Origin of the sequence: Lysobacter sp. Root76 (assembly GCF_001428685.1) — a bacterium.
Taxonomy (GTDB): domain Bacteria; phylum Pseudomonadota; class Gammaproteobacteria; order Xanthomonadales; family Xanthomonadaceae; genus Lysobacter.
In genome coordinates, this window is sequence record NZ_LMIK01000004.1 from 237,200 (window position 1) to 250,665 (window position 13,466).

Here is a 13,466-nt window from a genome sequence, read left to right on the forward strand (position 1 = left end):
CGACAGGGAAGCGGCCGGAGTGATCGCCCCGATCACCCCCTACTTCAGCTCGTCGACCCGCTCCTGCAATTTCGACCGCCATTGCCGGTCGCGCTCGCCAGGAATGATCGCCTCGAGCGCGGCGACCTGGGCCACGTCGAGCGCTTGTTCCGCCGGCACCTTTATGTCCGGAACAACCCCCACGCCTTCCCAGTCCGTATGGGTGATCGGATTGATAGGCCGCCCCGACGGCACGAACATCATGAAGTGCGCCGTCAGCCGCTGCGGACTGCCCGCATGCGCGCCGCCGCCGGTTGTCTCGCCGATCAAGGTCGCACGGCGATTGTTCTTCAGCGCGTAGGCAAGATCTTCGCAGCCCGAGAACGTGTCGCCGCTCGTGAGCAGATAGATCTTGCGCGCCTGACCGTAGCGCGTGCCCGCAACCTGGGGCTGTGTCCAGCGCCGTTCCGTGCGGTTCTCGTCGCGCCAGTAGACGTCATTGAGGTGCGTGGGACGGTCGAACAAATAGCTGGCGAACGTCATGACGGTGTCGGGATCGCCGCCGCCGCACTTGCGTAGGTCCAGGACCAAGGCAGCGGTATCGGATACCAGATCCATGGCCGCGGCGATTCTGGGCGTCGCGCCGACCGGGCGGCCGAATTGGTGCAGATCGATATAGCCCAGATTGCCGGGTAAGCGGCCGACGGTGGATACGCCGAAGTTGAGTCGCCGCTGCTTGGTCGTCTCCTCGGCGCTCGCGCCTGCCGGAGCGGCCTGGCCCGGCGTCTCCATGGGCACCGGCTGCTCCACGTAGCGCAACTCCAGGTGCAGGTCGTGACTCTGCTCGCGCAGCGCTTCGGTCAGGGTCCGGGCGAATTCCTCCGCGCTGGTGATGGTGTCGAAGTCGCCTCGCTGCAGCCGGTTCCGCAGGTACGCACCCATCGCCGTCGCCTTATCCGGAAAGACGTAGGCGCGATCCAGGCTCGCCACCGTCGCGGCGATCACTTCGCGGCGCATCGCCGCATCCACGGCCATGTCCCGTTGCGGAGGCGGACCGGGCTCAGCCCGTCCCAGGACCCCGAACAGCAATATGCCCACCGCAAGCAAGCCGCCGCCCGCCGCCACGGCGCCGCGCACATAAGTCCTGCCCATCTCCCTGCTCCTGAGGTTCGTCGCGATTCGACGAGCCCAGCTTCGCGGGCGACTGTGGAGACAATATGGAGAGCCAACCCGGGCGGGTCAGAACTCGATTCGATAGCCGATGCCGTACACGGACTGGATCAGGTCCCTGCCCTCGCACTGCCGCGCCAACTTGCGCCGAAGATTCTTGATGTGGCTGTCGACCGAACGGTCGGCGACGCCCAGGCTGTCGCGACTCGCCGCATCGAGCAACTGCGCCCGCGAGAAGATGACGCCGGGCCGCCTCGCCATCAGGACGAACAACGCGTACTCGGTCGCCGTGAGCTCCAGCGGCCGGGAGCGCACGCGCACGGCGCGCGCGGCTTCGTCGATCTCGACGATCGACGGATGCGCCTGCGACGGTCGCACGCGGCGAAACAGCGCGGCAATCCGGGCAACCAACTCGCGCGGACTGAACGGCTTGCACAGATAGTCGTCCGCACCTGCTTCCAGTCCGAGCAGGCGGTCTATTTCTTCCACCTTTGCGGTGGTCATGATGATCGGCACGTTGGAGAATTCGCGAACCGTCCTGCATAGGGTCAGGCCGTCCAGTTCCGGCAACATGAGATCGAGCACGATCAGGTCCGGAGCCGCTTCGCGCACGCGTGCGAGCGCCGCCTGCCCGTTGCCTATCACCTCCGCCTCGTGCCCTGCCGCGATCACATAGTCGCGAACGATGGCCGAGAGCTCATGTTCGTCTTCCACGATCAGGATCTTCGCGGCCATTCAATCCTCCAAGGGCAGCGACACGATCGCACGCAGGCCGCCCAACGGTGACGGCGCGAAGCTCAGCGTCCCGCCGTGCGCTTCGACGATCTGTCGACTCAGTGCCAGCCCCAACCCGGCGCCGCCATGCTCGCGGTTTCGCGAAGACTCGACGCGGAAGAAGCGGTCGCCCAGTCGTCCGATCAGGCTGTCGGGAACGCCGGGCGCGGTATCGTCCAACTGCAGGCGAAATACGCCATCGGTCGCGACGCACGTGAGCTCGACCCGCCCGCCCGCATCGGTGTAGCGCGCACTGTTTTCGAGCAGGTTCGCGATCGCCTGCCGGAGCCGATCTTCGTCGCCCCTCAGCCGGACGCGGTCAGCCGGCGCCGCCAGCGCCGTGCGCAGGCCGATGGCATCGAATTTCGCAGCGAAGCCGCTCCATATGTCGCGGACCAAGCCACACGGATCGACCTGGGCCATGACGTACGGGAGCTGCCCGACGTCCGCGCGCGCCAGCGCGTAGAGATCGTCGATCAGCTTGTCCAGCGAATCGATCTGCCGCATCAGCAACGTGGTGTTTTCGCGGGTGCAGGGGCGGATGCCGTCGTGCAGCGCTTCGGTCTGCGCACGGAGCACCGACAGCGGCGTCCGCAGCTCATGCGAAGTGTCGGCCACCCATTGCCTGCGCGCCTGCTCCGCACTCTCCAGGCGAGCGGCAAGCCGATTGAAGGTGTCGGCCAGCACGCCGAGTTCGTCACTGCGACGCACCTCAAGGCGTGTGTCGAACCGGGCCTCGCCAAGCCGACCCGCACCGCGGACCAGTTCGCGAATCGGACGCCTGAAGCCCGCCGCCACCAAGCCGGCCGCCAGCGCGCCCAGGGCGGCGGCGATTCCCGCAAGCCAGGCCAGGTTGCGCTGCTGCTGGATGAGAAAGGCGACGGTCAGTCCATCGTCCGGGTCACGTGGCTTCGCGACTGCCACAAAGCCCACAGTCCGGCCTTCCACCACGATGTCTCGGCGCATGGTATCGATCGAGGCCAAGGCGATGAGCAGGCGGTGAGGCTCCACGCCGGCAAGGCGATAGCCCTGCGCATCGAGCAACGCGAATCTGTAGGCCAAGGTCGACGACCATGCTCGCTCCTCCGGGCCCGTATTCTGGTTCCCGGGCTGCGACGCGATCAGCTGCTGTAGCCATGTCGTGCGCGCCGCAGGGACACTAGGAAGGAACGACCATCCCTCGTGCTGCCGGTAATCCAGCGCGATCTGCTTAGTCAGTGCGTCGACCTGGCGTTGCTCGGCATTCGCGACTCGCGTGGATGGCGTCCCGGTCAGCTTCCATCGAACCAGACCGATGCCGATCGCGGCGACGGCCAGCATCGAAAGCGCCACCATCAGGAACAAGCGAACACCGATGGAAACCTTCACACCTTGCCCGCCGCAAGCCGGAGTCGGCTGACGCTACCGGAGAACACCAGGGCTGGCAATGTCGTGGCGGCACCCGGGCCCGTAGCCTGCGGCATCCGCCGATCGGACCGGAGTAAAGCCGGCGGCAGGCGCGCCCCCATCGCCGCGCCCGCCGCCAGCGAAGCCCCTGCGACTTCAGTCGCCGATGAGACGCAGATCGAAGTACAGCGAGGCCGATTCCACCTGCAGCGGATCAATCGCGACAGCCGGCCGACGGCAGCGCCAGTCGTATCGCTTGAACCGCCACGGCGGCCGGGACCACGTAGAGGTTGGCCTGTCCGTTCAACACATGGGCGGCATCGTCCATGGGTGCCGAGGTGCGCATGCTCGCAAAGCGCAACTCCCGACCATCGGCGGAAAATGCCGGGGTGAAGTCCATGCCCGGTGCGTTGATCGGGGGCGGCAGGCGTACCGCCGCGGACCAACCGTCGCCCGTTCGACAAGCCGAGAACAGATCCGGATCCGAGGAGTCGTCACGCGCGCTCCAGAACACGGCCATCCGGCCATCCGGAGAGAGAGTGAAATCGCCTTGAATCGCACCGTCGTTGAACGGAGCTGCCAATGGCTGCGGCGCCTCGAAGGCCGGACCATTCATACGCGCCCGATAGATCGCCAGCTTCGCCGGCCCACCCTTGCGCGAGCTATTGAAGTAGAGCCAGCCGTCGTGCAGTTCCGGGCCGAGCTCTTCGCCCTCGCTGGCGAGCGCGACCAGGCGCTCCGGCACGCCGAAACGTCCGTCTTCCAGCGCAACGCGCCAAATGTCTAGGCTGGTATTCGGCGTCTCACCGGCGACTGGGCGGTTGGAAACGAAATAGAGCGTCCGGCCATCGGGCGTCAGCCAAGGATCGGAATCGCGGTAGCGCGAGTCGGAGAATGGCACCTCGGCCACCTCGCCCCAGCCGCCGCCGTCGCGCCGCGCAAACCAGATCCGGCTGTCCTTGAAGTTCGCCGCAGAACGCGCGAACACCATGAGCTGCTGTGCGGCATCCGTGCTGAGGTTGTAATCGTTGCGCGCACCTGACAACCAGTCCACACCCGCCAGGCGCGCACCATCGGCTTGCGGCGATGGCAAGGTCCGTTCGGCGACGGGGACGGAACCCTGTACGCGCCCAGGCATCGACGACCCGAGCGAAGCGCTCGCAGGTTCGGCTTGATCTGTCGGCGCACAGGAGGACGCCAGCAAGCAAAGCACCGCCAGACCCGCACTTCTCATTTCGCACCCCGCGTGGATATGGCGACCATCGACTTATAAGACGGGGATCGAATCATTTTGGCTTGCTGTACCAAAGCGCATTCACGATGATCCATCGCTCCTCGAACTTCCCCATGTGGAAGTAGTCGACAAACCATGGCGTTTCCAGGCGAACCGATGCCGCATTGCCGGTCACGTCCAGCACGCGGCAACTGCGATCCCACTGCCCCTTGGGCGTCTTCAATGCCCCTGCCTTGGTGAGCGCGACCAGCTCTTCCTTCGACATGCGCCGTAAGCCCAGCCGCTCATAGGGCGTATCGCCGATCACCGCGCGCTTGGCCAGGTCAGGATGCAAGGCGCGCGCAACGCGGGCCGGATCGGCCTCGAGTTGGCCGTCCACATAGTCGAAGCAAGTGGCCTCAATGGCCGTGAGGATCGCCGGATCGACGTTCGCCGGACCGGGAGCGACCGAGCCCGCCGCTGAAAGAAGCAAAGAAAGCGCCAACATAGGTATTCCTGTCGTCGAGTCATCCCGATCCAGCCATTAGGCCGGACAGAAAAGCCGGAGTCTTCAGGCAATGCGACGAAACGTTGCTAACACACGACGAGGCGTTGAACGCACGCTAGCCCCTTCAAACTGCGCATGGAGTCGTTCATAGTTGGCATCGCTCGTGAAGAACCTCCCTATGAGTTCCAACGCCTTTCCCGACCCGGTCACCACAAGCTCGAGGCGTTGGTTCTGGCCGCTGCAGGGCCTCGGCTGGCTCGGCTATTTCATCCTCCACTTCACCGCGGCGATGGGCGACGGGAAGCCGTTGCACTATGTGACCGCCTCGCTGTCCGTGACCGCCTGCGGCTTCGTCATCACCAGCCTGCTGCGCCTGGGTTATCGGCGCCTATGGGGACTGCCCGTCCCGCGGATGGCGGCGGCAGCGGTCGGATTGCTCGTTCTTGCCACGCTCGTGCAGATGAAGCTCTACGTCGCCATCGCGTTCAGCTACTGCGACGATTGCGAAATCCGCAGCGTGTTCGGCTACCTGTGGTACTTCGCTTCGACGCTCTACATACTGCTTTCGTGGAGCGCGCTGTATTTCGGAATAAAGATCGCGCTTCAGCTGCAGCAGCAGAAGGAAGCCGCATTGCGCGCGCGCAACGCCGCGCATGCGGCGCAGATCAAGATGCTCCGGTACCAGCTCAATCCGCACTTCCTGTTCAATACGCTCAACGCGATCTCCACCCTGGTGCTCGACGACAAGCGGGATACGGCGTACCGCATGGTCGCCAGTCTTTCGTCATTCCTGCGTCATTCCCTCGATTCCGACCCGGAGCAGCAGGTCACGCTGATGCAGGAGGTAGACGCGCTCAATCTTTACCTTGGCATCGAACAGGTTCGTTTCGGCGATCGCCTGCAGATGCTGGTGGATGTCGAACCCGCCGCGCGCGACGCGCTGGTTCCGAGTCTTATCCTGCAACCGTTGATCGAGAACGCGATCAAGTACGCGATATCAAAACGCGAGGAGGGCGGCCGCATCGAACTCATCGCACGGATCGACGGTGACATGCTCGACTTGCACCTACGCGATGACGGCCCCGGCGGCGTGGAAGCCGATCTGGCGGCGAACGGTCACTCGCGCGTCGGCCTGGCCAACACGCGCGAACGGCTACGCGTTCTGTATGGCGAGCGCCAGCACCTGGGCATCAGCAACCGCGAATCCGGCGGTGCGGATGTCCATGTGCGACTGCCATTCAGCACCGCGCAGGATGAACGGCCGTGAAGAAGATCCGCACGCTTATCGTAGACGACGAACCCTTGGCGCGCAGGGGGCTGGAACTGCGACTGGGTCGCCATGCCGACATCGAGATCATCGGCGAGGCCGGCAACGGTCGCCAGGCATTCCACGCTATTTCCAGTTTGCGCCCGCAGCTGATGTTCCTCGATGTACAGATGCCCGGCATCGACGGCTTCGAACTGTTGCACATGCTGCCGGCAACGCAGATTCCGCTGACCGTTTTCGTCACGGCCTACGACCAGTATGCGTTCGCCGCATTCGCCGCAAGCGCGCTCGACTACCTGCTCAAACCGGTCGACGACGCACGTTTGGACGAATCGGTGGAACGCGCACGCGCGCGTTTGTCCGCCCGAAAGACCGAGGACCACTACGAGCGCCTGCTCAAGTTCATTGCGACCCTGCCTGGCACGCATCGATCCAAGGTCGAAAGCCTTCTTGCCGACGAGGCTCCACGCACCGGCGGAAAGTTGGCGATCAAGGATGGAACGCGGTTGCTGCGGATCGATGTCGACGCGATCCGCTGGATCGATGCCGCCGGCGACTACATGTGCATCCACGCAGGCGATGAAACCCACGTTCTGCGCGGCACGATGCAGGAGCTGGAGCAACGTCTCGACCCGCAGCAGTTCGCGCGCATCCACCGCTCCACCATCGTCAATCTTGGGCGCGTCAAGGAGATGCGGCCGCACGTCAATGGCGAGTACTTTCTTACGCTCGATTCAGGGCATGAGCTGAAGCTTTCGCGCAGCTTTCGCGACAAGGTAAAGCTGTTCATCTGAGTCGCCGCCGCCCTCCTTCGGCTACGGACGGGGCCGCATTCCCTGCGAATTTCCGCTGGTATCGGCGGCCTTTTCAGTAGCCGGCCCGCTCAGTCCTTGCGACGGCCCGCCTCGTACAAGGCGATGTACTCGTCCACCGAGGTCGATGCGACGATCGCGGCGATCTCGCTCTGCAGCAGATCGTCCGGCGATTTGAAACGCAGACAGCTCTTGCCTATGTCGAACTTTCGGCCTGCCCGCTCGTAAGCCGCGCGCAGCCTCTGCTCTCGTTCGGAGTCGGCGTAGACGCAGTTGAGATACAGCGAATAGCCGTTCTTCTGAGCCGCCAGCGCCGCATAGCACAGCGGCTGCTTGTTGTAGGTCTTGGGGTATCGGCTCAGCGGAATGTTCCAGCCAATCATGCCGAAGGCCATCTCCTCGGCGTAACCGGGCGGCAGGTTCGCATTGACCAGGTCGCGCATCGTCGCGACCACGACGCAGCGCTCGGGCGAGAGTTCGTCCAGATAGGCGTCTACGGTTTTGGCGGTACTGCTGACCATCGGTCTACGGCACCCGCCCAACGGACCGGAGTGAAGCCGGCGGCAGGCGCGCCCCCATCGCCGCGCCCGCCGCCAGCGAAGCCCCTGCGACTTCAGTCGCCGATGAGGCGCAGGCCGAAGTACAGCGAGGCCGATTCCACGTATTGCGCGCTGCCGCTGATGTTCATGCGCACCGTGGTCGGCTTCTTGAAGAATTCCTTGATCTGGGCGTCGCTGAGTCCGTAGGTATCCGCCAGCGACTTGCGGCTGATGGAGCCGGCGATGCATACCGCCGAGTCCCGCGTGCGTTCGTTGAAGGCCACGCCGGGCGCCAGCGGCACCTCGAACAGTTCCGATGAGGTCATGCCGGTGATCAGCTTGCCATCGAACGGCAGGCCGGTGGTCGGATCGATCAGGCCCGGTGTCGCCAGCACCGGATTCTCGATCGTCAGCGTCGGCGTGTACCGCAGACGCGCCAGCGCTTGATTGGGCGTCGGATTGGCGTAGCGAACGGTCAGCACCGGCGAGAACCAGTAGCAAAGCAGCGACTGGGTCGACTTGCCGGGCAGGGTGATGTGGCCCAGGTCCTCGAATGCGAACGGGGTCGCTACCGGCGCCGGGTTGAGCACTTGGCAGCCCGCATCCGGATCCACGCCCGGGCAGGCGTCGGTGAGCTCGACCGCCATGTCGGCCAGTCCCAGCCAGCGCAGATTGCGGCCGAACGAATCGCTGTCGCCGACGTCTTCATCGGTGACCGCGGCGGCGGAAATCGAGATCGGCGCAGCGGCTTTGGCGGCGCTGAGCGAGAGCTTGCGTTGCCGACTGCTGGCGGGAATGTCCGCGCCCTGCTTTACCGGTTCCAGTTTTACCTGCTCGGCCGGGCGGCTGTAGGCCCAGGCGGTGGCGGCGGTGGCGACCACACCGGCAATCAACAACACGGCCGCGGCGCGCTTTCCAAGCGCAGAGTTCGTCCTGAACTTTTTCATCGATCCTGCCTGAATGTGGGGACAGACAGGCAAACGCGATGACGGGGCTGGCCCGGCCAGAGCCCGATTCAGGGATGTTCGGATTCGACGTGCACGCGCTCCCGACGCAGCAGGTACAGGCCGCTGGCGACGATGATCGCCGCGCCCAGCCAGGTGATCGCGTCCGGCAGCACGCCCCACAGGCTGAGGTCGAGCAGCACGCCCCAGACCAGCGCGGTGTATTCCAAGGGCGCGATCAGCGACGCCTCGCCCAAGCGGAAGGCTTCGGTGATCGCGTACTGGCCGAGGCCGCCGGCGACGCCGACCCCGAGGATGATCCACACATCGGCGGCCCGAATCGGCACCCAATCCGGCCAGGCCAGCGCGCCCGAGCCGAGCGCGATCATCGCCATCAGCCAGACCATCATCGACTGAGTGCTGTCGGTACGCGCCAGCAAGCGCACCGTGATCGCGCTGACCGCGTAGGCCACAGCCGCCAACAGCACCGCCAGCGAAGCCAGGCTGAGCATGCCCTCGCCGGTCGGCCGCAGCAGCACCAGCACGCCCAGCAGGCCGACCGCGATCGCGATCCAACGGCGCGGACCGACGCGCTCGCCCAGCAGGGGCACCGACATCGCGGTGATCAGCAGGGGCGCGACGAAAAAGATCGAGTACGCGGTCGACAGCGGCAGCGTGCGCAACGCGTACACGAACGCGGCCATCATGCCGATGCCGAGCACGCCGCGCAGCAGGTGCAAGGACCAGCGCACACGCAGCAGGGCACGCGGCCCCACGGTCGCCAGCGCCCAGGCCAGCACGAACGGCAGCGAGGCCGCGCCGCGCAGGGACGCGACCTGGAACGGCGGGTAATGCGCGCTGAGCAGCTTGAGTCCCGCGTCCATGGTCGCGAACAGGCCGACCGCGGCCAGCATGAGCAGGGCCGCCTGGGTCTGGCGCTTGCGATCGGCGCTCATGCGCTGCCGCGCGTGGCGGTGGAGAAGTAGGCGTGGATCATGTCCGCAGCCGGGGGAGGCGATGGCGCATCTTGCCGGCAATCGCGCTCGCCGTCATGGGCCGCTCAGGCCGGGCGTCGACAACGGCGGCGCAAGCCCAGCGCATAACTCAAGTAATAGCCCAGCATCATGCCGCCGACCGCGAGCAGCCCACCCTGGCGCGACAGCCACGCGCCGCGCGCCGCCTGTTCGCCCCACAGACGCAGCGCCTGCAAAAGCCCGAAGCCCAGGCGCGCGGCGACTATCACGGTCAGCGCCAGCACCAGCCAGCGATTGGGCGTGTAGTACAGCGCATCCGGCCCGGGCTCGAAATGCGTCAGGGCCAAGCCGACCAGGCCCAGCGACAACCCCAGGGCCACGCCGATCGTGGCGTAGACCGGTGCGTCGGCGATCCAGTGCCCGGCGATCCAGGCGCTGAAGAAGAACAGCAGCATCGATACGAAGCTCGCGAACAGATTGAGCGCGACCACCCAGCCGATCGCGCGCCGCCGCGACTTGCCATAGCGGTAGCGCTGGATCAGCGCCACCGGCAACAGCAGGGCCCACAGCAGGACCATGGCCAGGACGAGCAGCGGGATCAGCAGCAGTTGCATGCGGCCAGCTTAGACGATGGTGCGCGGCGGAGGATCGCGCCGGTGCGGGGCCGCGAGTCGCCCCACTGTGGTAGCTGCCTAAGATCGGTTTCGCCGGTCGGTGGGGCTCAATCGCGGCTTACGCCGCTCCCACAGGAAGCATCGCCGCGACGGCCGGTGCACCCGATCAGGCCGCCTTTTCGAGGCTGGCGATATCGATCACGAAGCGATAGCGCACGTCGCCCTTGATCACGCGCTCGTAGGCCTCGTTGATCTGGGCGATGTCGATCAGCTCGATGTCCGAGGCCACGCCATGCTCGGCGCAGAAATCCAGCATCTCCTGGGTCTCGGCGATCCCGCCGATCATCGATCCGGCGAGCCGGCGGCGCTTGGAGATCAGCACGCCCGCGGCGACCGGCGCCGGCGTTTCCGGGATGCCCAGCAGGACCATGGTGCCGTCGACCTTGAGCAGGGACAGGTAGGCGTTGTAGTCGTGCTCGCCGGACACCGAGTCGATGATGAAGTCGAACGAGCGCGCCAGTCGCTTGAACACCGACGGGTCGCGGGTCGCGGCGAAGTCCTGTGCGCCCAGGGCCAGGGCGGCCTCGCGCTTGGATTCGGAGGTGCTCAGCACGGTGACCTGCGCGCCCATCGCCGCGGCCAGCTTGACCGCCATGTGGCCCAGGCCGCCCAGCCCGACCACGCCGACGCGGTCGCCGGCCTTGACCCCGTAATGCTTGAGCGGGGAATAGGTGGTGATGCCGGCGCACAGCAGCGGCGCGGCGCGGTCCAGCGGGATCGACTCGGGGATGCGCAGCACGTAGGCCTGGTCGACCGTGATCCGGGTCGAGTAGCCGCCGTAGGTCGGCACGCCGCTGGCGCGTTCGCGCGAGTTGTAGGTGCCGGTCATGCCCTGGTCGCAGTACTGCTCCAGGCCGTCGCGGCATTGCGGGCACTCGCGGCAGGAATCGACGAAGCAGCCCACCCCGACCGCATCGCCGGGCTTGAACCCGACGACGTCGGCGCCGACCCGGGCGACCCGGCCGACGATCTCGTGGCCCGGCACCATCGGGAAGATCGACCCGCCCCATTCATCGCGCGCCTGGTGGATGTCGGAATGGCAGACTCCGCAATAGAGGATATCGATCAACACCTCCTCCGGACCGGGTTCGCGGCGCTCGATCGAATGCGGGGCCAGCGGCGACTGGGCACTGGCGGCGGCGTAGGCGGCAGTCTTGAGCATGCGCGGATCCGGGCTGAGGGAAGACCGGCAGTCTAGCCGCGCCAGACCGCCCCGGCGTCAACGCGCACGCAACGTTGCGTGCCGCGGCCGCGCGCCTGCGTTACCCTTTGCGTTCCCACCCGCTGCACCGATCCGGATATCGCCATGCCCTCCTTCGACGTCGTCTCCGAAGTCGACACCCACGAACTCACCAATGCCGTCGACCAGGCCAACCGCGAGCTGTCCACGCGCTTCGATTTCAAGGGCGTGGAGGCCAAGTTCGAGCTCGACGACAAGTTCATCAACCAGTCCGCGCCCAGCGAGTTCCAGCTCAAGCAGATGCAGGACATCCTGCGCGCGCGCCTGATCGCGCGCGGCATCGATGGGCGCTGCCTGGAGTTCGGCGACATCGAGACCAATCTGGCCGGCGCGCGCCAGAAGATCACCGTGCAGCAGGGCATCGAGCAGAAGCTGGCCAAGAAGATCGTCGCCGCGATCAAGGACGCCAAGCTCAAGGTCGAGGCCCAGATCAACGGCGACAAGCTGCGCATCAACGGCAAGAAGCGCGACGACCTGCAGACCGCGATCGCCCTGCTCAAGGCCGGCGATTTCGAGCGGCCCCTGCAGTTCGACAACTTCCGCGACTGAGCATCCAACCATGAGCAGCGAAGCCGAACCGATCATCGCCACCCGCCGCTGGCTGGAACGCGCGGTGATCGGGCTCAACCTGTGCCCGTTCGCCAAGGCCGTGGTGGCCAAGGACCAGGTCCGCTACGTGCTCAGCGCCGCGACCACGCCCGATGCGCTGCTGGAGGAACTGGCCTACGAGCTGGTCCGCCTGCAGCAGACCGAGCCCGAGCAGGTCGACACCACCTTGCTGATCCATCCGCAGGTGCTGACCGACTTCCTCGACTACAACGATTTTCTCGACACCGCCGACGCCGCGGTCGAGGCGCTGGAGCTGGACGGCGAAATCCAGGTCGCCAGCTTCCATCCCGACTACCAGTTCGCCGACACCGCCTACGACGATGTCGGCAACTGCAGCAACCGTTCGCCCTACCCGATGCTGCACCTGCTGCGCGAGGCCAGCGTCGAGCGCGCGGTTGCGGCGTTTCCGGACCCGGACGTGATCGTGGAACGCAATCTGGAAACGCTGGAGAAGCTGGGTATCGAGGGCTGGCGCAAGCTGCTGGCGCCTTGAAGCCGAGAGGCACTGCCCGAGGCTGCGCGCCTCGCCGGCACTCACAGGAATGCTTTGAATTCCCCTCTTGAGACGCAGGGGAGATTCGTCTTTATAGGGATTGCCGCGACGCGTCCTTACTGCGCCGCCAGCGCCTCAGCGCGCAACCACGGGGCCAACAGGGCATGGGCCTCGTCCATGTTCGCGACGATGCGATGCCCGAGCGCGCGCACTTCGTCGCTGGGCACGACCAGGTCGGGGATATGGATCGGCGTCATGCCCGCGGCCAGCGCCGAGCGCACGCCGGCCGGCGAATCCTCCAGCACCACGCAACGCTCGGCGCTCACGCCCAGGCGCTGCGCAGCGAGACGGTAGATGTCCGGCGCCGGCTTGGGGTGCGAGACTTCGTCGCCGCCGACCACCAGTGCGAAATGGGCGAGCAGGCCCGCACGCTCCAGCTTGTACAGCGCGCGCGGCCGGCGCGTGGAGGTGACGACCGCGGTCGCCATCCCATGCGCGGCCAGGCGCCGCAAAAGGGCGATCAGCCCTGCTTTCAAGGGCAGTCCGGCATCGACCCGTACGTCGTACAGCGCCTGCATCGTGTGCAGCAAGGCCTGCACCTGCTCCTCATCCAGGCGCGTGCGCAGCAGGTCGTGGCAGGCGCTGTCGTGCAGGCCGACCATCGATAGCCACAGGCCGTCTTCCAAGGGCAGCGCCAGGTCGTGCGCGGCTTGCCGCCAGCACTCCAGCAGGGCCGCTTCGCTCTCGATCATGGTGCCGTCCATGTCGAACAGCACGGCGGCGGGTTCGAATTCGAGCACGGCGGCGGCGTGGTCGGAAGCTTCGATCGACATCGGTACGGAACTCGCTGAGGTTACGAGGACAATAACGGCAACCGCGCGCGG

At 66.1% G+C, this 13,466-nt stretch carries 15 protein-coding genes; 4 read left to right on the forward strand and 11 right to left on the reverse strand.

Annotation, left to right across the window (positions count from 1 at the left end; genetic code table 11):
- Positions 1–39 precede the first annotated feature (39 nt).
- The 5 genes from ASE10_RS06145 to ASE10_RS06165 form a co-directional block, all read right to left on the reverse strand.
- Positions 40–1,131, reverse strand: a complete 1,092-nt coding sequence (locus ASE10_RS06145) for a S41 family peptidase (RefSeq protein WP_082559736.1) — start codon at positions 1,129–1,131, stop codon at positions 40–42.
- Positions 1,132–1,218: 87 nt separating this feature from the next.
- Positions 1,219–1,884, reverse strand: a complete 666-nt coding sequence (locus ASE10_RS20715) for a response regulator (protein ID WP_055904449.1) — start codon at positions 1,882–1,884, stop codon at positions 1,219–1,221.
- Positions 1,885–3,291, reverse strand: coding sequence for an ATP-binding protein (locus tag ASE10_RS20720; RefSeq protein WP_200945844.1), 1,407 nt, complete (start codon positions 3,289–3,291; stop codon positions 1,885–1,887).
- Positions 3,292–3,523: 232 nt separating this feature from the next.
- A complete protein-coding gene (locus ASE10_RS06160) occupies positions 3,524–4,402 on the reverse strand; it encodes a PD40 domain-containing protein (RefSeq protein WP_162250450.1) in 879 nt (292 codons plus the stop codon).
- A gap of 193 nt (positions 4,403–4,595) precedes the next feature.
- A complete protein-coding gene (locus tag ASE10_RS06165; RefSeq protein ID WP_055904458.1) occupies positions 4,596–5,030 on the reverse strand; it encodes a nuclear transport factor 2 family protein in 435 nt (144 codons plus the stop codon).
- A 178-nt stretch (positions 5,031–5,208) separates the two neighbouring features.
- On the opposite strand from ASE10_RS06165, the gene ASE10_RS06170 reads away from it, so the two are divergent.
- Both ASE10_RS06170 and ASE10_RS06175 read left to right on the forward strand, forming a co-directional pair.
- Positions 5,209–6,297 carry a histidine kinase gene (locus tag ASE10_RS06170; RefSeq protein ID WP_055904463.1) on the forward strand — a complete coding sequence of 363 codons (1,089 nt, stop codon included), beginning with the start codon at positions 5,209–5,211 and terminating at the stop codon, positions 6,295–6,297.
- Positions 6,294–7,091 carry a LytTR family DNA-binding domain-containing protein gene (locus ASE10_RS06175; protein ID WP_055904466.1) on the forward strand — a complete coding sequence of 266 codons (798 nt, stop codon included), beginning with the start codon at positions 6,294–6,296 and terminating at the stop codon, positions 7,089–7,091. Before ASE10_RS06170 ends, ASE10_RS06175 begins: the two co-directional genes overlap by 4 nt.
- 89 nt (positions 7,092–7,180) lie before the next feature.
- Here the strand turns inward: ASE10_RS06175 and ASE10_RS06180 are convergent, their stop codons facing one another.
- The 5 genes from ASE10_RS06180 to ASE10_RS06200 form a co-directional block, all read right to left on the reverse strand.
- Positions 7,181–7,630 (reverse strand): DUF1801 domain-containing protein, encoded by a 450-nt coding sequence (locus tag ASE10_RS06180; protein ID WP_056305962.1) that lies wholly within the window; start codon positions 7,628–7,630, stop codon positions 7,181–7,183.
- 92 nt (positions 7,631–7,722) lie between these two features.
- The gene (locus ASE10_RS06185; protein WP_156087674.1) at positions 7,723–8,547 is read right to left on the reverse strand and encodes a hypothetical protein; all 825 of its coding nucleotides are present in this window, start codon (positions 8,545–8,547) and stop codon (positions 7,723–7,725) included.
- Positions 8,548–8,663: 116 nt separating this feature from the next.
- Positions 8,664–9,548, reverse strand: coding sequence for a DMT family transporter (locus ASE10_RS06190; protein WP_055904475.1), 885 nt, complete (start codon positions 9,546–9,548; stop codon positions 8,664–8,666).
- Positions 9,549–9,652: 104 nt separating this feature from the next.
- Entirely contained in the window at positions 9,653–10,180 is a 528-nt protein-coding gene (locus tag ASE10_RS06195; RefSeq protein WP_055904477.1) for a hypothetical protein, read from the reverse strand.
- A gap of 166 nt (positions 10,181–10,346) precedes the next feature.
- Entirely contained in the window at positions 10,347–11,402 is a 1,056-nt protein-coding gene (locus ASE10_RS06200) for an NAD(P)-dependent alcohol dehydrogenase (protein ID WP_055904481.1), read from the reverse strand.
- 144 nt (positions 11,403–11,546) lie between these two features.
- Between ASE10_RS06200 and ASE10_RS06205 the strand changes: the two genes are divergently transcribed.
- Together ASE10_RS06205 and ASE10_RS06210 are read left to right on the forward strand one after the other, a co-directional pair.
- Positions 11,547–12,029, forward strand: coding sequence for a YajQ family cyclic di-GMP-binding protein (locus tag ASE10_RS06205; protein ID WP_055904483.1), 483 nt, complete (start codon positions 11,547–11,549; stop codon positions 12,027–12,029).
- Positions 12,030–12,039: 10 nt separating this feature from the next.
- On the forward strand, positions 12,040–12,582 hold the full coding sequence (locus tag ASE10_RS06210; protein WP_055904487.1) for a DUF1415 domain-containing protein: 543 nt from the start codon (positions 12,040–12,042) through the stop codon (positions 12,580–12,582).
- A 116-nt stretch (positions 12,583–12,698) separates the two neighbouring features.
- On the opposite strand, the gene ASE10_RS06215 is transcribed toward ASE10_RS06210, so the two are convergent.
- The gene (locus tag ASE10_RS06215; protein ID WP_055904490.1) at positions 12,699–13,415 is read right to left on the reverse strand and encodes an HAD family phosphatase; all 717 of its coding nucleotides are present in this window, start codon (positions 13,413–13,415) and stop codon (positions 12,699–12,701) included.
- Positions 13,416–13,466 lie beyond the last annotated feature (51 nt).